This window comes from Krasilnikovia cinnamomea, assembly GCF_004217545.1.
In the GTDB taxonomy this organism is placed as follows: domain Bacteria; phylum Actinomycetota; class Actinomycetes; order Mycobacteriales; family Micromonosporaceae; genus Actinoplanes; species Actinoplanes cinnamomeus.
The window spans coordinates 2,942,357-2,963,533 of record NZ_SHKY01000001.1 but is presented as its reverse complement, the minus strand read 5'-3'; the positions used below and the strand labels follow the sequence as shown (position 1 = coordinate 2,963,533).

Sequence of the window (21,177 nt, the reverse complement as noted above, 5' to 3'; positions counted from 1 at the left end):
GGAAATTCTCGCGAGCAATTGGTGGACTCCTTTGTCCGGTTAAGCACTTTTCGTGCGCTCACGAACGTACGAACGGCCGAGCTGTGCCGCTGCCGAACCGCGGATCCGTCGTTCACCTCAGCACTGGGACGGATAGCCGGATGCGATTTCGTTGATCTTCCGGCGGCCGGGATGCGGAGGAGGGTGCAGGTCGTGCCGGAGCCGGACGACGACGGACGCGTGCCGCCCATGAAGGTCCTGCGCAAGCGCCTCAACGGCGTCTACCGCGCCGACGGGCTGGCCGCGCCGACCCGGCGCTACATCCTGATCGTCGCGCTGCTGGTGGGACTCGCGTCGCTGCCCACCCTGGCCGCCATCACCGCCGGGCGCGACTGGATCGACCGGGGCCGTACCGGGGCGATGGACGTGCCGCTGCTGCCGCCCGCCTCGTCGGGCCCGGTGCGGCCCGGGCCGGGCGGCACACCGCAGGCCACCCCACCGGCCAGCAGCGGCACCGGCACGCAGCCGGGCGACACCGCGCCGTCCGGGGGCGCGGCCCCCGGACCGGCGCAGACGGGCGCGACCGGGCCATCCGGATCGGAGGGTCAGGGTCCGGAATCCGACATCGAACGGTACGGGCACAGCCGGCCCCAGCCGGGCCGCACTCCTTCGGAAGCCCCGAAGCCGGGCAGCGCACCATCGTCCGGCGGCGGACAGCCGAACGGCTCGCCCACCGGCGGCGGCAAACCCGATGGTTCCCCGTCGGGCGGCGGCAAGCCCAGCGGGTCGCCGTCCGGGGGCGGCAAGCCCAATGGGTCGCCGTCCGGGGGCGGTAAACCCGCAGGTCCCTCATCGGGTGGCAGCAAGCCCGGCAGCGGCAAGCCGGGCGGAGGCCAGAAACCTGGCACGCCAGCGCCGGGCGGAGGCCAGAAACCTGGCACGCCAGCGCCGGGCGAGGGCGGGACTCCCGGCACGCCAGCCCCGGGGGAGGGCGGGACTCCCGGCACGCCCACACCCGGCGGCGGCGAGAACCCGGGCACGCCGGCGCCGGGCGGCCCCGGCAACCCGCCGGGCGGCCCCGGCAACCCGTCGGGCGGCCCGGGCGAAACGCCGGGCCCCGGAGGCCCGGAGACACCGCCGCCGGGAGGCACCGAACCGCCGGGCCACACGCCGCCACCCATCGAGCCGCACGATCCACCCGGACCGGAGCCCTGGTGCACCGACGGCGGCGAATGCTGGACCCCTCCCGACCCCGCCAACCCCACCCCGGACCCCGACCCGCCCGTCGAGACATGGAGGTCAGGCATGGCCGAACGACCGCACAATCTGCGCTTCGCGACCGCCGCCGCGCGCGCCCACAACAGCCACCGGTTCAGCGGGTACGGCGACGACTGCGCGCAGGGCCGCCCGTACTGGGGCAGTCACCGGGCCGGGGACCGGCGGTGGGACGACTACCGCTGGCCCGGCTCCCGGGCGGGGCGGCACCACGCCGACCCGGACGACCCGCCGCCGTGGTGGTGAGTCAGGACGGGTCGTCGTTCAGCCGGTGCCGGTTGGCGTCGATCCAGGCGTCGATGGCCGCGGTGTCGTTGGGGTCGACGCCCTCGGAGATGAGCTGGGCCACCGCGGCCGTGGCCGGGCTGCGCCGCTCCCCGGTCGCGTAGAGGCGGGCGAACTCGTCGATCATCTCCTCGACCACCGAGCCCGCCTGCTCGACCGCCGCCTCGGGCAGGCCGCGCCGCCGGGTCGCGTACGCCGACCAGGCCCGGGTGACCCGCGGCAGCATCGCGGCGTCGTCCATGTCCAGTACGGCCCGGCGGTGCACCCAGTCCAGCAGGAACAGCCCGGCGACCGCGGGGCTCCAGCGCAGCGGGTCGGCGTCCGGCAGGCTCATCGCGTGGTCGAGGATCAGGCTGAGGCAGAAGTGCAGTGAGGACAGTTCGTCGTCGGTCTGGATCGCGCCGAGCCCGCCGCGCCGCGCCTCGGGACCGGCGAGGAAGTCGCGGATCAGCCGTTCGCGGTCCGGATGGGACAGTTCGTGCGGTTCGGGCAGCGGCGGGGTGGTCGCGGCCGGGAGCAGCGCCAGGCGGGCGGCCGCCAGCGCGCGGTCGGTCGCCAGGGACCCGTCGGACGGCAGGTCGCTCAGGCCGTCCGTGATCTGCAGGTGCCGACTCACCTCGACCCGGACGCGGCCCGGGTCCTCCTCGCGGAACCAGGTCAGCTCGTCGGTCGCGCACATCTCGCGTACCTGGCCGAGGATGCGCTGGGCCGGTCCGCCCACGAACACGTCCTTGGTGATGCCGATGTTGTGGTCGATCAGCGCCACGACCGCGTGGTCCGGGCCGCCGTCCTGGCTGTCGTCGTACGCGAACGTGACCAGATAGGACGTCTGATCTCCGTACACGTCGCCGTACGCGTAGCAGCCCGTCGGGTGGACCCGGCCCAGTTGTGCGCTCCACGCCGGTGCCTGGGCGCCGGGCCGGACGTCGGCGGCTCCGGCGGCGTCCGGGACCAGCGCCGCGAAGACCTCGCGGATCGTGGTGGCCGACGCGGTGCGGCGGCGGGCGGTCGCGGTGAGGAAACGGCCGACGAACTCGCGTACGGCCGCGGCGCGGTCCTGCTCGGCGACCGCGTAGACGCTGCCGAGCAGGGCGGTACCGAGCATCTCGGCGTCCAGGGCGCAGTCCAGCTTCGCCACGTCGCGGGCGGCATGCAGGACCGCTTCGTACGGAGTCTGGGGAGCCGCCATGCCGCTCAGCGTACCGGTCCGGGGGCGCCGCGCAGCTAGTCGGAACGCACCGCGATGAGCGCCTCCCGCGCCTGCGCGTACGCGTTGAGCACCTCGCGGACGGGCGCCACGACGTACTCGCGGGCCACCTCGGTGACCGCCGTGCGCAGCCGTTGCTCGGCCCGCCGCCGGGCGCGCCGGGCGCCCGCGGAGATCACCGGCTTGAGCAGCAGCGCCAGCAGCACGCCGAACACCAGCCCGCCGAGCAGCAGCAGGGTCGGCAGGGGGACCGTGCCGACCTGCGGGTAGTTCAGCCGTGGCAGGCCGAGCGCGCGGAGCCCGTACCCGATGATCAGCCAGCCGAGGCCGGCCAGCGCGGTCAGGGTGAGCAGCCACTGCAGCAGGCCCGCGGCGCGCCACCACAGCGGGGTGCGGCCCAGCCCGAGGTCGGTCGCGGCGACCGCGCGGTCCAGCGCGTCCGGCAGGTCGCCGGCGCGCGAGCGCGCGGCGGTGTTCAGCGGCGGTGCCCACACCGCGGGCAGCGGCGCGGCGGCCCGGGTCGCGACGGCCCGCACGCTGAGGGTCACGGCGGCGCGCTGCGCCGCACTCGCCTTCGGCAGGGAGGTACGGGCGACCGGCGCCGGCCCGTCCGGCGGCGTGTCGGTGCCCGGCTCCGGGTTGTCACCCCGGCCCGCCGCTGCGGTGCCCAGGTGCAGCCGCCGCAGCGGGTCGGGTCGCAGGCGGCTCAGCCCGCGCACCAGCGGCCATCCCGTGTTCGCCGCGGCCCGCTGCCGGTACGCGTTCCCGGCCGCCTCGGCGACCGCGGGCACCCCGGCCGAGGCGGCGAGGGAACCGGCGAGCTGGCGTACGGTCGCCCGGTCGACCTCGTCCTCGGCGGCCGGCGGCCCCATCGCGGCGGCCAGCTGCTCGCCCACGGTGTCGAGGTCACCGGCGAGCCGGCGCAGAGCCGCCTGCCGCCCGGCGACGGTCTGCTCCAGGGCGGTCCGCAGGTCGGCCAGCATGCCCGGCTGCTTCGCGGAGGTGGCCAGGACCGGAGCGCCGCCCAGGCCGTCCGCTTCGAGCAGCCGTTTGAGGTCGGCGACGACCAGGTCGGTGTCCGAGGAGGACAGCCGGTCGGCCTGGTTGAGCACGACGACCGTGATGTCGGCGTGCCGCCGGAACTGCCGCAGGTACGCCTCGTGCAGGATCCGGTCGCCGTACTTCTGCGGGTCGACCACCCAGATGACCAGGTCGACCAGGGCGAGCAGCCGATCGACCTCGAGCCGGTGGCCGCGCTCGACCGAGTCGAAATCCGGCAGGTCCAGCAGCACGAGCCCGTGCAGGGTGGCCTCGTCGTCGCCGTCGAGGGCGCTCTCCCGCAGGAAGCGCTGCCGGGGCAGCACGCCGATCCAGTCGAGCAGTTGGGAGGCGGGCTCCAGTGGGCCCCAGACGCACGCGTGCGCGACGCCGGTGGTGGGGCGGCGCACCCCGACGGGCGACAGCTTGAGCCGGGCCAGCGCGTTGAACAGGCTGGACTTTCCGCTGCCGGTGCTGCCCGCGAGCGCGACGACCGTGTGCTCGCGGGACAGGGCGAGCCGGTTGCCCGCCCGCTCGACGAGGGTGTGCGCGGCCACCAGGTCGTGGTCCGGCAGGTACGGGTCGACGGCCCGCAGGAACCGCCGCAGCGCCTCCAGCCGGTCGGCGATGCGTGCCGCGTCGACGGCCTTCAGGTCGTCGCCGGTCAGGGCGTCGCGGACCCGGTCCACCAGGTTCACGGCGTACCCGCCTCGGCGGGCGTCGGGGCGGTCAACGCGAGGTCCTCCCGGGCGCTTTCGACGTCGGCGGCGGCCCGGCGCAGCGCGGCGCCGGGTTCGGGGTCCAGGCCCACGGCGGCGGTCCGGTCGCGGTACCGGGCGGCCTCGGTGTCCAGCAGGGTGTCGACCCGGGACAGCAGGTCCGCGCGGGCCCGGGTGGCCAGGGTACGGATCACCTGGTCGCCGAAGATCGCTTCGAGCACCTTCTGGGCGGCCACGGTGGTGCCCGCGCCCACGGCGACCTCGAGCCCGGTGGGGATGAACGCGGTCGAGGTGAACACCGCGACCATGACGGCCAGTCCGGCGCCGTTCACCGCGTACGCGGCCCCGCGGGCCGTCGCCCGCTTGTCGCCGCCTTCGATACGCACCAGTTCGAGGACGAACTGCTGCCAGTCCCGGATCACCCGCTCCGCCCGTTCGGGCAGGTCGGCGGCGGGTTTCTGCAGTTCGGGCGCCAGTAGCGCGACCCCGGCCGGATGCGCCTGCCAGGCCGCGTACGCCTGCTCGGCCGCGTCGGCGGCGAGGCCGCGCAGCAGCGTGACGAGCTGGGATTCCAGTGCCATCTGCAGGTTCTGTCCCGGGGCGGGACGGCCGGTGATCGCGGAGACGATCCGGTCGCGCAGCCGCCCGACGCGCGACTCCAGGCTGCGCAGGAACTCGCCGGTGCCGAGGAACTCCTGCCAGCGGGCGAGCACCTCGCCGCGGAGCAGCCGCCCGTCGCGCAGCCCGTCCTCGACCGCCCGCCGCGCCGTCCGGTACGCCGCGGAGACCCGCTCCTCCAGTGCCGCCTTCGCGGCGGCCTGCTCGTCGGCGGCGGAGGCGAGGCCTTCCACGGCGGGGCGCAACGCGGCCAGGGCCCCGTCGAGGGTCTGCCGCACGACCGTGGCCCGCGCGGTCGAGTCGGCCGCGAGCTTCGCGAACCAGTCGTGCAGTGGTTGGACGACGTCCTCGGCCAGCAGACCCTGACCGTCGAGGGTGGTTTCGGGCAGCACGAACAGCGGCGCGGCGGCCATGTCGTGCGCGCCCAGCATCTCCCGCAGGTGTGCGGAGACCTCACCGGCGGCCTCGTCGGGCACCCGGTCGAGCACGAGCGCGATCACGGTGCCGCGCAGCCGCGCGGTGGTGAGCAGCTCCCACGGGACCGCGTCGGCGTACCGGGCGGCCGTGGTGACGAACAGCCACAGGTCCGCCGCGGCCAGCAGCTGGGCCGCGAGGGCCCGGTTGCGGTCCACGACGGAGTCGATGTCGGGCGCGTCGAGCAGGGCCAGCCCGGCGCCGAGGGCGGGCGCGGCGACCAGCTGCAGCGCGCCCGGGTCCGAGGTGGACTCGGTGGTCCGGGTCAGGCCGGGCAGCAGTTCCCCCTGCCGGAACCAGGCCAGGTCGGACGGGTGGCTGACCAGTACGGGCGAGCGGGTCGTCGGCCGCAGCACGCCAGCCGGGCTGACCGGCGCCCGGACCAGGCTGTTGACCAGGGTTGACTTGCCCGCGCCGGTGGAGCCGCCGACCACGACCAGCAGCGGGGCGTCGAGCCGGGTGAGCCGGGGCAGCAGGTAGTCGTCGAGTTGGGAGGCGAGCGCGGCGCTGACCCGTCCGGCCTCGTCGGCGGACGGCATGACCAGCGGGTACGCCGTACCGTCGAGGGTCTTCCGGAGGTGGTTGAGCGCGGTCGTGAGCGTCCCGACGGCGGCGGGTGGCTCGGCCGTGGGAGCCGCTGTGGCGGGCGCCGCCGCCTCGTCGGCGTCCCCGGACGCCGCGTCGTCGCCCACCGGGGGCGGCGGGGCGTCGTCGTCACTCATGTTCGTCGATGTCTTGACCGGGGCCGAGTTCCGTCTGGCGGTGGCCTCCGTCACCCGCACCTTGGGCTTTCGTCCTGCCGTGGGACCTTCGGGGTCAGGTGCGGGGGCGACGGCGGGCAGGGCCGACGGTCCGACCGCGTCACCGTGCGTCGTCACAGGGTAAAGCGTGCCCGATCTATGCATCGCAGACAACAGGTACCGCCCGGCCGTGACCGGACAGGTATGTCCCATTCCCGGACTTGCGCCGGGTAGGCTCAAGTTCGACTTGACGGTTGGCCCCGGCGTGGCATCATTGAGTCCGGTCCACTCAACTTGAGAGCGCATCCCTCGGGCGGCGCCCAACGGCCCGGGGACAACCAGGCCCGCAAGAAGCGAGGAAGCGAACATGGCACGTGCGGTCGGCATCGACCTCGGCACCACGAACTCCTGCGTCAGCGTTCTGGAGGGCGGCGAGCCCACCGTCATCGCGAACGCCGAGGGCTCCCGGACGACTCCGTCGATCGTCGCCTTCGCGCGCAACGGCGAGGTGCTCGTCGGTGAGGTCGCCAAGCGTCAGGCGGTGACGAACCCCGACCGGACCATCCGTTCCGTGAAGCGGGAGGTCGGCACCAACTGGTCGATCGACATCGACGGCAAGAAGTACACCCCGCAGGAGATCTCCGCGCGGGTGCTGATGAAGCTCAAGCGCGACAGCGAGGCGTACCTGGGCGAGCAGGTCACCGACGCGGTGATCACCGTCCCGGCGTACTTCAACGACGCGCAGCGCCAGGCCACCAAGGAGGCCGGCGAGATCGCGGGCTTCAACGTCCTGCGCATCGTCAACGAGCCCACCGCCGCGGCCCTCGCGTACGGGCTGGACAAGGGCTCCAAGGAGCAGACCGTTCTGGTCTTCGACCTCGGCGGCGGCACCTTCGACGTCTCGCTGCTGGAGCTGGGTGAGGGCGTCATCGAGGTCAAGTCGACCTCCGGCGACAACCACCTCGGCGGCGACGACTGGGACCAGCGGATCATCGACCACCTGATCAAGACGTTCCGCGGCGAGCACGGCATCGACCTGGGCGCGGACAAGATGGCGCTGCAGCGGCTGCGCGAGGCCGCCGAGAAGGCCAAGATCGAGCTGTCCGCCGCGACCACCACCAGCATCAATCTGCCGTACATCACGGCCGGCCCGTCGGGCCCGCTGCACCTGGACATGACGCTGAGCCGGGCCGAGTTCCAGCGCATGTCGCAGGATCTGCTGGACCGCTGCAAGGGCCCGTTCGAGCAGGCGATCAAGGACGCCGGGATCAAGGTCGCCAGCGTCGACCATGTGATCCTGGTCGGCGGCTCGACCCGGATGCCCGCCGTCAGCGACCTGGTCCGCCAGCTCACCGGCAAGGAGCCCAACAAGGGCGTGAACCCGGACGAGGTCGTCGCGGTCGGCGCCGCCCTGCAGGCCGGTGTGCTCAAGGGTGAGGTCAAGGACGTCCTGCTGCTCGACGTCACCCCGCTGTCGCTGGGCATCGAGACCAAGGGCGGCATCTTCACCAAGCTGATCGAGCGCAACACCACGATCCCGACCAAGCGCTCCGAGGTCTTCACCACGGCCGACGACAACCAGCCGTCCGTGCTGATCCAGGTCTTCCAGGGCGAGCGGGAGATCGCGGCGTACAACAAGAAGCTCGGCACGTTCGAGCTGACCGGCCTGCCGCCCGCGCCCCGCGGCGTGCCGCAGATCGAGGTCACCTTCGACATCGACGCGAACGGCATCGTGCACGTGGCCGCCAAGGACATGGGTACGGGCAAGGAGCAGAAGATGACGATCACCGGCGGCTCCGCGCTGCCGAAGGACGACATCGAGCGCATGATGCGCGACGCTCAGGACCACGCCGACGAGGACAAGAAGCGGCGCGAGGACGCGGAGACCCGCAACCTGGCCGAGCAGCTTCAGTGGCAGACCGAGAAGTTCCTCGCCGAGAGTGGCGACAAGCTGCCCGAGGACACCAAGGGCAAGATCAGTGATGCACTCGGCGACCTGCGCAGCGCGCTCGGTGGCACGGACATCGACAAGATCAAGTCCGCGCACGAGGAGCTGGCCAAGGTCTCCCAGGAGGCCGGTTCGCTGCTCTACGCCCAGCAGAGCGCGGACGCCGAGGGCGGTGCCGGTGCCGGCGGCGCGCAGGGCGGCCCCGGTGCGGGTGCGAGTGCGGGTGCGGCCGGCGCGGGTGCCGGTGGCGCCGACGACGTGGTGGACGCCGAGATCGTGGAGGACGACAAGAAGTGAGCACCGCGGACGACGAGAACGAACCTCAGGCGGCAGAGCGCGTCGTCATCCGCGACCGGCGCAAGATCGACCCGAGCGCGAAGGACTCCGCCGCCACGGCTCACAAGGCCAAGGAGTCCACGGGCGGAGGCGCCCACCGGGCCCCGGGCCAGGAGGACGACGACGCCGCGACGGGCGCGTTCGGTGCCGAACTGCAGGCGCTGCGTACCGAGCTGGAGGAGCGCACCCGCGACCTCCAGCGGGTGACCGCCGAGTACGCCAACTACCGCAAGCGGGTCGACCGCGACCGGGGTGCGGCGGCCGAGCAGACCATCGGTTCGGTGCTCGCCTCCCTGCTGCCGGTCCTGGACGACCTCGACCGGGCCCGCGAGCACGGCGACCTGGTCGGGCCGTTCGCGACCGTGGCCGAGGCGCTGACCGCGGCGCTCGGCAAGTACGGGCTCGCGGCCTTCGGCGAGAAGGGCGATCCCTTCGACCCGACCCGGCACGAGGCGGTGGCGCACCAGATGTCCGGGGACGTCACGGAGCCGACCTGCATCGAGGTCATGCGCCGCGGCTACACGCTGGGCGAGCGGCTGTTGCGGCCCGCCCTGGTCGCGGTCGCCGACCCAGCATGAAGATCGTTGGAGTCCCGCTCGCCGGAAGGTGGGCGGGACCGTCGGGTTGGAGGGGGTGGACTAGATGAGTTCGAAGGACTGGCTGGAGAAGGACTTCTACGCCGTTCTCGGGGTGGGCAAGTCCGCCTCCGCCGACGAGATCAAGAAGGCGTACCGGAAGCTCGCCCGCGAGCTGCACCCCGACCGCAATCCGGGCAACCGGGAGGCCGAGGAGAAGTTCAAGGCGGCCTCCGAGGCCTACGACGTGCTGTCGGACGACAAGAAGCGCAAAGAGTACGACGAGATGCGCTCGCTGTTCGGCTCCGGCGCGTTCCGCCGCGGTGCCCGTCCCGGCGGGGCGCAGTTCGACCCGTCGGACCTGTTCGGCAACTTCGGCGGCGCCGGTGCGCCCGGGGGCCCGGGTGACCGCCGGTTCGGCGGCGCCGGCTTCTCGGACATCTTCAGCTCGATCTTCTCCGGTGGCGGGGCCGGGCCCCGGCGCGGGCCGCAGCGCGGCCGCGACGTCGAGGCCGAGGTGACCCTCGACTTCGTGCACGCGGTGCAGGGCACCACGCTGCCGCTGACCCTGCGTTCGCCGGGGGTCTGCGACACCTGCCACGGCAACGGCGCCAAGCCCGGCACGATGCCCCGGACCTGCCCGGCCTGCCACGGCTCCGGCCTGATCTCCCGCAACCAGGGGTCGTTCAGCTTCTCGGAGCCCTGCCGGGAGTGCCAGGGCGCGGGCAGCATCGTGGACGTCAAGTGCCCCGAATGCCGGGGCACCGGCGGGGTCACCAAGAACCGGACGATCAACGTACGCTTCCCCGCCGGGGTCGCGGACGGCCAGCGCATCCGGCTTTCCGGCCGGGGCGAGCCGGGCGAGCGCGGCGGTCCCGCCGGTGACCTGTACGTGCAGGTCAAGGTGCGCCCCGACGACCTGTTCGGGCGCAGCGGCGACGACCTCACGCTCACCGTGCCGATCACCATCGCCGAGGCGGTGCTCGGCACCGACCTGCCGGTGCCGACGCTCGACGGCACGGTGACGTTGCGGGTGCCGCCGGGCACGCCGAGCGGTCGCAAGCTGCGGGCGCGCGGCAAGGGGGTCGCCCGGCGCGACGCCCCGGCCGGGGACCTGCTGGTCACGGTCGAGGTGCAGGTGCCCTCGACGATCTCCGACGAGGCACGCGACGCGTTGGAGACGTTCGCGAAGCTCACCCCACCCGCCGGGCGTGAGCGCATCGAGGCGCGACGGCGCCGCGTCGGCTAGGACCGGACAGCAGGAGGTGGGCACGTGTACGAAGAAATCCAGATCTCGGTGGAGCAGGCCTCCGACGCGAAGGTCCTGATCATTTCCGTCGCGGCCCGGCTCGCCGGGATGCACCCGCAGACCCTCCGGCAGTACGACCGGCTCGGGCTGGTGCAGGCCGGCCGGGCCGGCGGCGGTGGTCGCCGGTACAGCGAACGCGATGTCGCGCTGCTGCGTGAGGTGCAGAAGCTCAGCCAGGAAGAGGGCGTCAACCTCGCCGGGATCAAGCGGATCATCGGGCTGGAGCAGCTCGTGGCCGACCTGCAGCAGCGGATCGGCGAACTGGAGAGCCAACTGGACGACGCGTACACCCGGATCGCGCAGCTGGAGGCGGTCGGGCCGTACCCCGGGCGGGACCTGGTCCGCCAGGACCGTCCCTCGACCGCCTTAGTGGTGTGGCGCCCGCGCCGCAGCGCGGACCGCTGACGCGAGACGGCGGCGGCCCCCAGGGTGATCCCGGGGGCCGCCGCCGTCTCGTCGTGCGGCATGACCGAGTGGTGTCGGAGTGGTCAGCGGCGGCCGAACAGGCCCAGCCGGCGCGGGTGCCGGACGAGGCCGCCCTCGATCCACTCCTGGTAGTCGAACAGCTCGGGACGGGTCATCAGGACGCGGCAGTTGTGCGCCCAGATCGACATCGGCTCGTCGCCGACCTCCTCGGCACGCTCGACGTACTTCTTCAGGCGGCGCTTGCGCTGGCTCGACGCGTTCGGGCGTACGCCGTCGGCCGCGTAGATGTACATGCAGTGCAGCGCGAACCGGCGCGCCGGGCACTGCCGGTCCATCGCCAGCTCGAACAGGGTCGGCGCGAGCACGTCACCCGCGATGAGCAGATCCCAGTCGGGCGGCATCGCGTCCAGCGGAACGGCCTCCGGGTGGTATGCCCAGGCCTGGATCTCTTCCGGCCGCGGATCGACCGGGTTGGCGAATCCGAAGAATGTCGACTCACGCACGCTCACGCCGCCGCCCTCGCCATGCCGTGTACCGCACGGCGCACCCAGCGCCGTGAACTGCTTCATTAACAGGAAGTTGTCGCCGCGACACGTTAGCGCGACCAAACGGGCCTGCGGAAGGCCCCGGGATCACATTCCGGTACTGGGAAGTAGCACGGTGCTGCCTGCCGGCCGGAAAGGTCCTGCTTCGCGCCGGGTAGCGCTCAGTCGCCGGCCGGCAGCGGCTTCGGTGGGCGCCGGGTCGCGTTCATCCGCCGCCGCACCGCCGCCTTGAACCACGCGTAGTCGGGCAGCCGCGCCAGCAGCGGCCCGCTGATGACCGTGATGAGCACGTACGCGGTGGCCAGCGGCGCCAGCTTCGGCTCCAGGCCGGAGGCGACCGCCAGCCCCGCGATGACGATGGAGAACTCACCGCGGGGGATCAGGGCCAGCCCCGCGCGCAGCCGCCCGGGCAGGGCGATGCCGACCCGCCGGGCGGCCAGGTAACCGGTGAGGATCTTCGTGGCCGCCGTGAGCACGGCCAGGCCCAGCGCGGGCAGCAGCACGGCCGGCATGTCGGCCGGGTTCGTGGAGAGCCCGAAGAACACGAAGAACACCGCCGCGAACAGGTCCCGCAGCGGCGTCAGGATCTCCGTGGCGTGGTGGGCGACCGGCCCGGACAGGGCGATGCCGACCAGGAACGCGCCGACGGCGGCCGAGACGTTCAGCCGGGCGGCCACCCCCGCCACGAACAGCGTCAGGCCCAGCACGCTCAGCAGGAGCGCCTCCGGGTCGCGGACGGACATAAAGCTGGAGATGGCGTTGCCGAACCGCAGCGCCACCAGCAGCACGGCGGCCACGGTGGCGACCGCGACCGCGAGGGCCTGGACGCCACCGAGGATGCCGAGCCCGGCCAGCACGGCGGTGACCAGCGGCAGGTAGAAGGCCATCGCGAGGTCCTCGATGACCAGCACCGACAGGATGACCGGGGTTTCGCGGTTACCGAGGCGGCCCAGGTCGCCCAGCACCTTGGCGATCACGCCGGACGAGGAGACCCAGGTGATGCCGCCCAGCACCACGGCGGCCTCCAGGCCCCAGCCGAGCAGCAGCGCGAACCCCACCCCCGGCAGGGCGTTGAGCACCCCGTCGATGATCCCGGCGGGCGCGGCCGCCCGCAGGTTGCCGACCAGCTCGCTCGCCGAGTACTCCAGGCCCAGCATGACCAGCAGCAGCACCACGCCGATCTCGGCGCCGATCGAGATGAACTCCTCGCTGGCCGACAGCGGGATCAGGCCGCCGTGGCCGAAACACAGCCCGGCCAGCAGGTACAACGGGATCGGGGAGAGCCCCACCCGGCGGCCGAGGCGGCCGAGCATGCCGAGTGCGAACAGCACCGCGCCGATCTCGACGAGCAGCACCGCCGTGTCATGCACGGCGCGTCAGCCGCCGTTCTCGCCGGCCAGGATGGCGGTGACGCCGTCCAGGCCCTGGCGGGTGCCGACGACGACGACCACGTCGTTCGCCTCGAAGATGAAGGACGGGCCGGGCGAGGCGATCACCTCGCGGTCGCGCAACACGGCCACGATCGAGGCACCCGTACGGGTGCGGGCCCGCGTGTCGCCGAGCCGCCGGCCGACGAACATCGAGCCGGCCGGGATCGCCACCTGCTCGGTGAGCAGCCCGGCGGCCTGCTGGCGCAGCCCGGCGAGCTGACCCAGCATCAGTGAGGCGCCGAGCACGTCGGCCAGGGCCTCCGCCTCGTCGTCGGTGAGCGGGATCGAGGCGAGGCTGGCGTCCGGATCGTCCACGTCGTAGAGGACGAGGTCGCGGCGGCCGGTGCGGTGCGAGACCACTCCGACGGTGCGGCCCGACGACGTGACCAGGTCGTGCCGGACACCGATACCCGGCAGGGGGGTCTGTTCTACCCGTACACGCACCCGACAACGGTATCCGAACGCGGTGTGCTCTAGGCCCGCGCGGGCACCCGGTCGCCGGTCCGGGTCGGCGCGGCGGTGGTGGGCAGGGCGAGCGCCACGTCAGGATGGCCGGTTGTCGGCGGCGGGTCGGCGGCGGGCAGGGTGAAGGTGAAGCGGGAGCCGCCGCCGGGGTTGTCGTCCGCGGCGATGGTACCGCCGTGGCGGCTGACGATGCGGTGGCAGATGGCCAGGCCGAGGCCGGTGCCGGCGTAGGCGCCACCGGCGTGGGCGCGGTGGAAGTCGTCGAAGATCGCCTCGTGCTGCCCGGGTGGGATGCCGATGCCGTTGTCGGCGATGGTCACCTCGACGATGTCGTCGCGGCGGGTGCTGGTGATCTTCAGATGCGCAGTGACGCCGGGCGCGGTGTACTTGATCGCGTTGCCGATGAGGTTGTCCAGCAGCTGCCGGACCGCTCCGGCGTCGGCGTGCACGGGGTGGAGCCGGCCCGGCGCCAGCTGCGGGGCCGGTCGGCCGGCGGCGACCGCGGCATCCGCGCGGGCGGCGGTGACGTCGGCGACCAGGCCGGCGAGCTCGACCCGGGTGGGGGTCAGGTCGGCGTCGCGGGCGGCGGTGTACGCCAGCAGGTCGTTGATGAGTCCGCGCATGCGGGTGGCGGCGCGGGAGACCCGGGTGAGGCTGTCCCGGGAGCGGTCGATCGCGGGCTGTTCCGCCTCGAGGGCGTCGGAGGCGAGCTCGGTCCAGCCCTCGACGGCGGTCAGCGGGCTCTGCAGGTCGTGTGCCACGGCGCCGGCGAAGTTGACGAGATGGTCGCGGTGGCGGCGTTCCGCGGTGACGTCGTGGTAGAGCACGACGGCGCTGCGGCAGCCGTGCCCGTTGGGCAGCGGGGTGGCGGTCACCTGGACGATGCGGGCGTCGTGGTCGCCGGGCTTGTGGACGAGCAGGTCTTCGCCCTCGACATGGTCCCCGGCCAGGGCCCGGGTGTGCGGCAGTGCCTCGGTGGGGACCGGGGTGCCGTCGAGGCGGCGCAACCGCCGGTGCGCGTCACCGACCACCTCGACCTCGCCGAGCAGGCGTACCGCGGCAGGGTTTCGCAGCACGACCCGGCCCCGGCCGTCGACGAGGGACAGGGCGTCGCCCATCGAGTCGATGATCGCGCTCATCAGCGCGGCGTGCTGCCGGGCCTGCTCGCGCTGGTCCGCGAGCTCGCGGACCAGCCCCTGGCGCTCGTCGCGTCCGAGGGCCAGCGCGAGCGCGGCGACCGCCACCACGGCGAAGAGCACGTGCGCGGTCACCGCGCGTAGGTACGGGTCGGGGATGGTGGCCAGGGCGCCGTCCCCGCGCAGGGTGAAGGTGATCGAGGCCCCGGCGAGGACCAGGTTGTTCAGCACCACGAAACCGGTGTGCAGGCGGATGGCCGCCCAGGCGGTCACGGCGATCAGCGGGAGCCCGTTGTCGGACACCAGCCCGATCAGGTAGGCGATGAGCGAGCAGGTCGCCACGGCCAGGTACTCGGCGACCCGCCACGTGGGGATCAGCCGCAGGTCGCAGTCCGCGTCGCGCCACCAGCCGACCAGTGACCCGTGCCGCTCGCGGAAGGCGCTCATCGCCGGCCCGAACCACATCCCGGCGACGCCGATCACGACCGCGCTGGCGATGTCGCGGGTGATCCACGCGATGAACGACGACCCGGTGAGCTGCCCGGTGACCAGCCACATCCCGGCCTGGCTGGTGGTCGCGCCGGCGAGCACCGCGACCACGATCGTGCCCAGCACACACATCAGGTCCCTGGGCGTGGACGGCCGCAGGTGCCCACCGGCTCCCCACAGCGCCGGTCGCCATCGGGAAAGCAGCGCCGAGAATGCGACGACCTGCACGAGGTTGGCCAGGGCGAGGACCGCGCCGAGGGTCGGACCGGCTCCGGTCAGCGTGTTGCCGAGCAGGCCGATCGTGAACAGGGCCAGGGCGTCCACCCACCGCAGGCGGGCGCGCCGCTGGGCGCAGAACCAGACGACGGCGACCCCGGCGGCGGGCCACAGCAGGGCCAGGTGACTGCCGCTGACCACGGTCATCCGTCCGGCGGCGAAGGCGACCGCGTACACGGCGGCGAACCCGGCCGTGCGCAGGAGCGAGGCCCGGACGCTCATCCGGTACGCCGGTCCCGTCACCTCCGCCACCGCGGCCTCGTCACTTGCACTACCCGCCGCGCTCATGCGCCGCCCTCCCCCGGTTCCGAAAATGTCCGACGTTCCTATCGGCCGCTCGTCCGGGCCGCTGAGCGCCGACTTGAGGACTTTCGTCCAGATGTGGCGACGCTCACAGAGTCCGCGGGCCGTCCCGTTGTCGGGGTGGACGGCCGGTCTTAAGGTTGAGTGGAATACGCTCAAGTCTGCGGGCGCTGTACCCGGGCGGAATCACCGATCAGGGGAGCACATGAACGCCGAACGCCTCACCACCAAGAGCCGCGATGTGATCACCGGCGCGGTCGCCTCCGCCAGCACGCGCGGGCACGCCTCGGTCGAACCGTGGCACCTGCTGCTGGCACTGCTGGACACCGGCGGCTCGACCGCCCCCGGCCTGCTGCGCGCGGTCGGCGCGAACCCGGCCGAGATCCGTCGCGTCGCGGCCCGCGCGGTCGAGCAGATCCCCTCCGCCCGCGGCGCCAGCATCGCCGAGCCCAGCCTGTCCCGCGAGTTCGTCAACGCCATCGGCGAGGCCGAACTGATCGCCAAGCCGCTCGGCGACGAGTACATCTCCACCGAACACCTGCTGGCGGGGCTGGCCCGGGTGGGCGGCGCGGTCGGCAAGGCGTTGCGCGACGCCGGCGCCACCGAGGAGACGCTCGTGGCGGCGTTCCCCTCCGTACGTGGCGGCGACCGGCGGGTGACGACCCAGGACCCGGAGCAGACGTACCAGGCGCTGGAGAAGTACAGCGTGGATCTCACCGCGCTGGCCCGCGAGGGCAAGATCGACCCGGTGATCGGCCGGGACGCCGAGATCCGCCGGGTCGTGCAGGTGCTCTCGCGCCGTACCAAGAACAACCCGGTCCTGATCGGTGAGCCCGGCGTCGGCAAGACCGCGATCGTCGAGGGCCTGGCCCAGCGCATCGTGGCCGGGGACGTGCCCGAGACGCTGCGCGACAAGAAGCTGGTCTCGCTCGACCTGGGTGCCATGGTCGCCGGGGCGCAGTACCGCGGCCAGTTCGAGGAGCGGCTCAAGAGCGTCCTCGAGGAGATCCGCAACTCCAACGGCCAGGTCGTCACGTTCCTGGACGAGCTGCACACGGTCGTCGGCGCGGGCAAGGGCGAGGGCTCGATGGACGCCGGCAACATGCTCAAGCCGATGCTGGCCCGCGGCGAGCTGCGCATGGTCGGCGCGACGACCCTCGACGAGTACCGCGAGCACATCGAGAAGGACCCCGCCCTGGAGCGGCGCTTCCAGCCCGTCGTGGTCGGCGAGCCCACGGTCGAGGACACCATCGGCATCCTGCGCGGCCTCAAAGGCCGGTACGAGGCCCACCACCGGGTCCAGATCACCGACGCCGCCCTGGTCGCGGCCGCCAGCCTGTCGGACCGCTACATCAGCGACCGGTTCCTGCCGGACAAGGCCATCGACCTGATCGACGAGGCCGCCTCCCGGCTGCGCATGGAGATCGACTCCCGGCCGGTGGAGCTGGACCAGCTCCAGCGCCAGGTCGACCGGATGCGGGTGGAGCGGCTGGCGCTGGGCAAGGAGACCGACCCCGCGTCGGTCGCCCGCCTGGAACGCCTCGAACGCGACCTGGCCGACCGCGAGGAGGAGCTGACCGCGCTCACCGCCCGCTGGGAACGCGAGCGCGGCGGCCTCAACCGGGTCGGCGAGTTGAAGCAGAAGCTAGACGAGATGCGGGTCGAGCTGGAACGCGCCCAGCGCGACGCCGAGTGGGAGAAGGCGTCCCGGCTGCAGTACCAGGAGATCCCCGCCCTGGAGCAGGAGCTGGCCAGCGCGTCGGAGGCCGAGGAGGAGAAGGCCGAGCCGCCCATGGTCAAGGAGGAGGTCGGCGCGGACGACATCGCCGAGGTGATCTCCTCGTGGACCGGCATCCCGGCCGGCCGGATGATGGAGGGCGAGACCGCCAAGCTGCTGCGCATGGAGGACTCGCTCGCAGCCAAGGTGGTCGGCCAGCGCGAGGCCGTCGAGGCGGTCGCCGGTGCGGTGCGCCGGGCCCGGGCCGGCGTCGCCGACCCGGACCGGCCCACCGGCAGCTTCCTGTTCCTCGGCCCCACCGGCGTCGGCAAGACCGAGCTGGCCAAGGCGCTCGCGGGCTTCCTCTTCGACGACGAGCGGGCCATGGTCCGCATCGACATGAGCGAGTACGGCGAGAAGCATTCCGTCGCCCGCCTCGTCGGCGCCCCGCCCGGGTACGTCGGCTACGAGGAGGGTGGCCAGCTCACCGAGGCGGTGCGGCGCAGGCCGTACTCGGTGGTGTTGCTGGACGAGGTGGAGAAGGCCCACCCGGACGTCTTCGACGTGCTCCTGCAGGTCCTCGACGACGGGCGGCTCACGGACGGCCAGGGCCGTACGGTCGACTTCCGCAACGCGATCCTCGTGCTCACGTCCAATTTGGGCTCCTCGGTGGTCTCCGACTTCACCCTGAGCGACGAACAGCGGCGCGACGAGGTCATGGCGGCCGTACGGGCGCACTTCAAGCCCGAGTTCCTCAACCGGCTCGACGACATCGTGGTGTTCCACGCGCTGACCGCGCAGGACCTGGCGGCCATCGTGGACATCCAGCTGGCTCGGCTGCGCGGCCGGCTGGCGGACCGGCGCCTGAGCCTGCGGGTCACCGACGCCGCGGTGCACTGGCTCGGCGAGCACGGCTACGACCCGATCTACGGGGCCCGGCCACTGCGCCGCCTGGTGCAGTCGGCGATCGGCGACGCGCTGGCGAAGGCGCTGCTCGGAGGTCAGATCGTCGACGGTGACACCGTCAGCGTCGACCTCAACGACGCCAAGGACGGACTGTCGGTGAGCCGCGGCTGAGTTCGTGGACGGAACGAGGGCCCTGCCGGTGCGGCAGGGCCCTCGTCTCGTACGGTCAGTGCTTCTGTTCCCGGCGCCGGTAGGCGTGCGTCATCAGGATGTCCGTGAGGGAGTGTTCCCCCTCACGGGACCAGATCCGGATCCCGTCGCGGATCAGTTGATAACGGACGTCGGTATACCGGGTCTTCGTGTCGTCATGGTGCACGACGGTCAGCGTGTCGGCGTGTGGCATGGGACTCACCGGTCCTTGTCAGGTCTGGGGCGGCCGCGGCATGGTCACGCGGCTCGCGTAATGGCGAAGGTGCCCGGATCCGGTCAGCCTGGGCCCCGGCGGTCTGTGGGCGGGGGCGGCGACCTGGGCGGACAACGGGCGCCGTCGGGGAGGTCTCCTGCCGACGAGGCGCCACGAGTACGCAGTTTACGGGCCGGGAGTTGACGCTGTCGCCCCTCGATCGAGCGATCCGTTGCACACAGGCCCGATTCGCTCCGTTGGCGTCCTTCGTTACGGTGCGCGAACCGGCGGTCGCGGGCGTAGCGTCCGAACGGTACCGTCAGTGGATCAAGGAGGGATCTTCGTGGCCGTTCCCATGTATCCACAAGCACCGGCGCCGAGGACGCGACCGGGGCTCGTCACCATCTCGTCCTATCTGCTGTACGCGACCGCTGCGCTGTCCCTGATCGGCGCCGTGATCACGCTCAGCGGCGTCGGAACGATCACCAAGGTCTACCGCGAGGCGTACCAGGGCACCGCGGCAGAGGGCACCGAGACCGTGGCCGTGGTTGCCAGCGTCATCGGACTCGTGGTCAACGTGCTGTTCGCTGCGGCGCTCGCCATCCTGGCCATCTTCAACGGCCGTGGACGGAACGGGGCCCGGATCACGACCTGGGTGCTGGGCGGCGTCGCGCTGTGCTGCAGCGGGGTCGGCCTGGCGGGCACGGCGGTCTCCAGCTCCCTGAACGTCGACACCGGTGGTAGCGCGGGGCCCAGTTCGCGCGAGCTGGAGCGCCGGCTCAGCGAGGAACTGCCTTCCTGGTACATGCCGGTCACCACCATCCTCTCGGCGCTGGGGCTGCTCACCCTGCTGGCCGCGTTGATTCTGCTGGCCCTGCCCGCGTCGAACGCGTACTTCCGGGCGGCGCAGCCCGCGTGGGATCCGTCGCTGCCGTATCCCGCCTACCCGGGGTATCCCATGGCGCAGCCGCCGTATCCCGGCCAGCCGCCGTATCCCGGCCAGCCGACGAATCCCGCGCAGCCGCCCTATCCGGGCCAGCCGATGCCGGGCCAGCCGATGCCGGGCCAGCCGATGCCGGGCCAGCCGTATCCGGGCCAGCCGGTGCCCGGCCAGCCGATGCCGGGCCAGCCGACGTATCCCGGTCCGGAGCCCACTTCGGGTGGGATGGGATATCCCGGCCAGGCGCCCTATCCCGGGCTCGGCCAGCCGGCAGGGCCGGCTCCGGAGGCGACCCCGCCCGGTGGTGTGGTACCGCCGCTGCCAAATCCACCGCTGGCATCCGGGCCGGAACAGCCGCTCTCGCCCGGGTCGGACCAGCCGCTCTCGCCCGGGTCGGACCAGCCGCCGTCGCCCGGTCCGGCACCGGGCGCGGCTGCGCCCGGCGCTGCGGGGGAGGCTTCGACCGGCGACGGCTCGCCCACCGACAACTCGCCCACCGGTAAATCGACCGGCGACGGCTCGCCCGGGGCGGAGCGCAAGGATCGGCCGGGACCGCCCGCCGATCCCACGGCCCAGCCCTGAGCACCGGAGGAAGGGCGGCGGCGAGGCCCGACCCCGGGTAGGTTCGGGGCCGCAACGCATCACCCGGGGAGCCGTCACATGTCGTACCAAGTCCCGCCGCCCGTCGCCGTGCCCACGGTGCCGGCGGCCCCTGCGTCGCGTCGCCGGCCGGTGTCGGTGACGCTCGCGGCGGTCCTGCTCGGCCTGATGGCTCTGGCCGGCCTCGCGTACGCGATCACCACGATCGCGATCGCCCCGGGCGTCGTGACCCGGTTCCGCGACGCCGCCCAGGGGGCCGCCAGCGCGGAGGTCGACGGCTTCGCGTCCGTGGTGTGGATCGGGGCCGCGGTCGGCGCGGTCGTCGCGGTGATCCTCTTCGCGCTGTGCGTGGTGCTGGCGCTCGGGTTGCGCCGGGGCAGCAACGCGGCCCGCATCGGCACCTGGGTGGTGTCCGGTCTGGGGCTGCTGGCCGGGTTCGGTTCCCTGATCATGGTGCTCGTACAGCGCAGCGGCGAGGGTGACCCGGGGTCGCTCGGTGCCGCGCTCAGCGGCGCCTACCCGGACGGGTGGATCGGCCTCAACGTGACCGCGGCGGTCGCCCAGATGGTGGGCTACCTGATCGTGGCGGGCCTGCTGCTGGCCGCGCCCGCGTCGTTCTTCGGCCGGGGCCCGGAGGCTACCGGTGGCGCCACCGCGGGCACTGCCGCGCCGGGCTCGCCGTACGGTCACGGTGTGCTCATTGGCCATGGCGCGCCCTATGGGACCGGTGCGGGAGCCTATGGCACTGGTTACCCGCCGGTTGCATCCATAACGCCCACGCCGGGGCAGGACGACGAATTCTGGTCGCGTCCGTCGGCTTGAGTGGCCGAGGCATCGACGTTTGTGGGTCACCCGAACGGGTATCGTTTGACGCCGAAGGATGCCGTTGCGTCGACTGTCCGGATGTCTCCCGCGTGCCTACTCGGGGTCGTTCCGCCCGCTGGACGGACAGATGTTTGTCAATGTTGTGTAAGTACTGAGGATTCGATCTGAGGATGCTGAGAGCGTCCGGATAACCCGGCGCTGGTACGAGAACCC

Annotated in this window: 16 protein-coding genes; 8 read left to right on the top strand and 8 right to left on the bottom strand. The window is 72.9% G+C overall.

Annotation, left to right across the window (positions count from 1 at the left end; genetic code table 11):
• The first annotated feature begins 192 nt into the window (after positions 1-192).
• A complete protein-coding gene (locus EV385_RS13360) occupies positions 193-1,500 on the top strand; it encodes a hypothetical protein (RefSeq protein ID WP_130509762.1) in 1,308 nt (435 codons plus the stop codon).
• Between the two features lies 1 nt (position 1,501).
• Here the strand turns inward: EV385_RS13360 and EV385_RS13355 are convergent, their stop codons facing one another.
• The 3 genes from EV385_RS13355 to EV385_RS13345 are packed head-to-tail and all read right to left on the bottom strand — an operon-like array spanning position 1,502 to position 6,317.
• Positions 1,502-2,728: a hypothetical protein gene (locus tag EV385_RS13355; protein ID WP_130509761.1), complete on the bottom strand. Its 1,227-nt coding sequence runs from the start codon at positions 2,726-2,728 to the stop codon at positions 1,502-1,504.
• A gap of 35 nt (positions 2,729-2,763) precedes the next feature.
• Positions 2,764-4,482, bottom strand: coding sequence for a GTPase (locus EV385_RS13350; RefSeq protein WP_130509760.1), 1,719 nt, complete (start codon positions 4,480-4,482; stop codon positions 2,764-2,766).
• Positions 4,479-6,317: an ABC transporter gene (locus EV385_RS13345; protein WP_130509759.1), complete on the bottom strand. Its 1,839-nt coding sequence runs from the start codon at positions 6,315-6,317 to the stop codon at positions 4,479-4,481. Before EV385_RS13345 ends, EV385_RS13350 begins: the two co-directional genes overlap by 4 nt.
• Positions 6,318-6,702: 385 nt before the next feature.
• Here EV385_RS13345 and dnaK point away from each other — a divergent pair, with 385 nt between their 5' ends.
• The 4 genes from dnaK (at position 6,703) to EV385_RS13325 (ending at position 10,908) form a co-directional block, all read left to right on the top strand.
• The gene (dnaK, locus tag EV385_RS13340; protein WP_130509758.1) at positions 6,703-8,580 is read left to right on the top strand and encodes a molecular chaperone DnaK; all 1,878 of its coding nucleotides are present in this window, start codon (positions 6,703-6,705) and stop codon (positions 8,578-8,580) included.
• Positions 8,577-9,197 (top strand): nucleotide exchange factor GrpE, encoded by a 621-nt coding sequence (grpE, locus tag EV385_RS13335; protein WP_207229821.1) that lies wholly within the window; start codon positions 8,577-8,579, stop codon positions 9,195-9,197. Before dnaK ends, grpE begins: the two co-directional genes overlap by 4 nt.
• 64 nt (positions 9,198-9,261) lie before the next feature.
• Positions 9,262-10,443 (top strand): molecular chaperone DnaJ, encoded by a 1,182-nt coding sequence (gene dnaJ / locus EV385_RS13330; RefSeq protein ID WP_130509757.1) that lies wholly within the window; start codon positions 9,262-9,264, stop codon positions 10,441-10,443.
• A 24-nt stretch (positions 10,444-10,467) separates the two neighbouring features.
• Complete coding sequence (locus tag EV385_RS13325) at positions 10,468-10,908, top strand: heat shock protein transcriptional repressor HspR (protein WP_130509756.1); 441 nt, start codon at positions 10,468-10,470, stop codon at positions 10,906-10,908.
• An 83-nt stretch (positions 10,909-10,991) separates the two neighbouring features.
• Here the strand turns inward: EV385_RS13325 and EV385_RS13320 are convergent, their stop codons facing one another.
• The 4 genes from EV385_RS13320 to EV385_RS13305 form a co-directional block, all read right to left on the bottom strand.
• Complete coding sequence (locus tag EV385_RS13320) at positions 10,992-11,438, bottom strand: hypothetical protein (RefSeq protein WP_130509755.1); 447 nt, start codon at positions 11,436-11,438, stop codon at positions 10,992-10,994.
• A gap of 197 nt (positions 11,439-11,635) precedes the next feature.
• Positions 11,636-12,844, bottom strand: coding sequence for a cation:proton antiporter (locus EV385_RS13315; protein ID WP_130509754.1), 1,209 nt, complete (start codon positions 12,842-12,844; stop codon positions 11,636-11,638).
• 6 nt (positions 12,845-12,850) lie between these two features.
• Positions 12,851-13,348 (bottom strand): cation:proton antiporter regulatory subunit, encoded by a 498-nt coding sequence (locus tag EV385_RS13310; RefSeq protein WP_130509753.1) that lies wholly within the window; start codon positions 13,346-13,348, stop codon positions 12,851-12,853.
• A 29-nt stretch (positions 13,349-13,377) separates the two neighbouring features.
• A complete protein-coding gene (locus EV385_RS13305; RefSeq protein ID WP_242624862.1) occupies positions 13,378-15,522 on the bottom strand; it encodes an ATP-binding protein in 2,145 nt (714 codons plus the stop codon).
• A gap of 256 nt (positions 15,523-15,778) precedes the next feature.
• Between EV385_RS13305 and clpB the strand changes: the two genes are divergently transcribed.
• Positions 15,779-18,367 carry an ATP-dependent chaperone ClpB gene (gene clpB, locus EV385_RS13300; RefSeq protein WP_130509752.1) on the top strand — a complete coding sequence of 863 codons (2,589 nt, stop codon included), beginning with the start codon at positions 15,779-15,781 and terminating at the stop codon, positions 18,365-18,367.
• Between the two features lie 55 nt (positions 18,368-18,422).
• On the opposite strand, the gene EV385_RS33890 is transcribed toward clpB, so the two are convergent.
• Entirely contained in the window at positions 18,423-18,599 is a 177-nt protein-coding gene (locus tag EV385_RS33890; protein ID WP_165449468.1) for a hypothetical protein, read from the bottom strand.
• Positions 18,600-18,942: 343 nt separating this feature from the next.
• On the opposite strand from EV385_RS33890, the gene EV385_RS33885 reads away from it, so the two are divergent.
• The gene (locus EV385_RS33885) at positions 18,943-20,121 is read left to right on the top strand and encodes a hypothetical protein (protein WP_165449467.1); all 1,179 of its coding nucleotides are present in this window, start codon (positions 18,943-18,945) and stop codon (positions 20,119-20,121) included.
• Positions 20,122-20,199: 78 nt separating this feature from the next.
• The gene (locus EV385_RS13290; RefSeq protein ID WP_130509751.1) at positions 20,200-20,961 is read left to right on the top strand and encodes a hypothetical protein; all 762 of its coding nucleotides are present in this window, start codon (positions 20,200-20,202) and stop codon (positions 20,959-20,961) included.
• Positions 20,962-21,177: the final 216 nt, after the last annotated feature.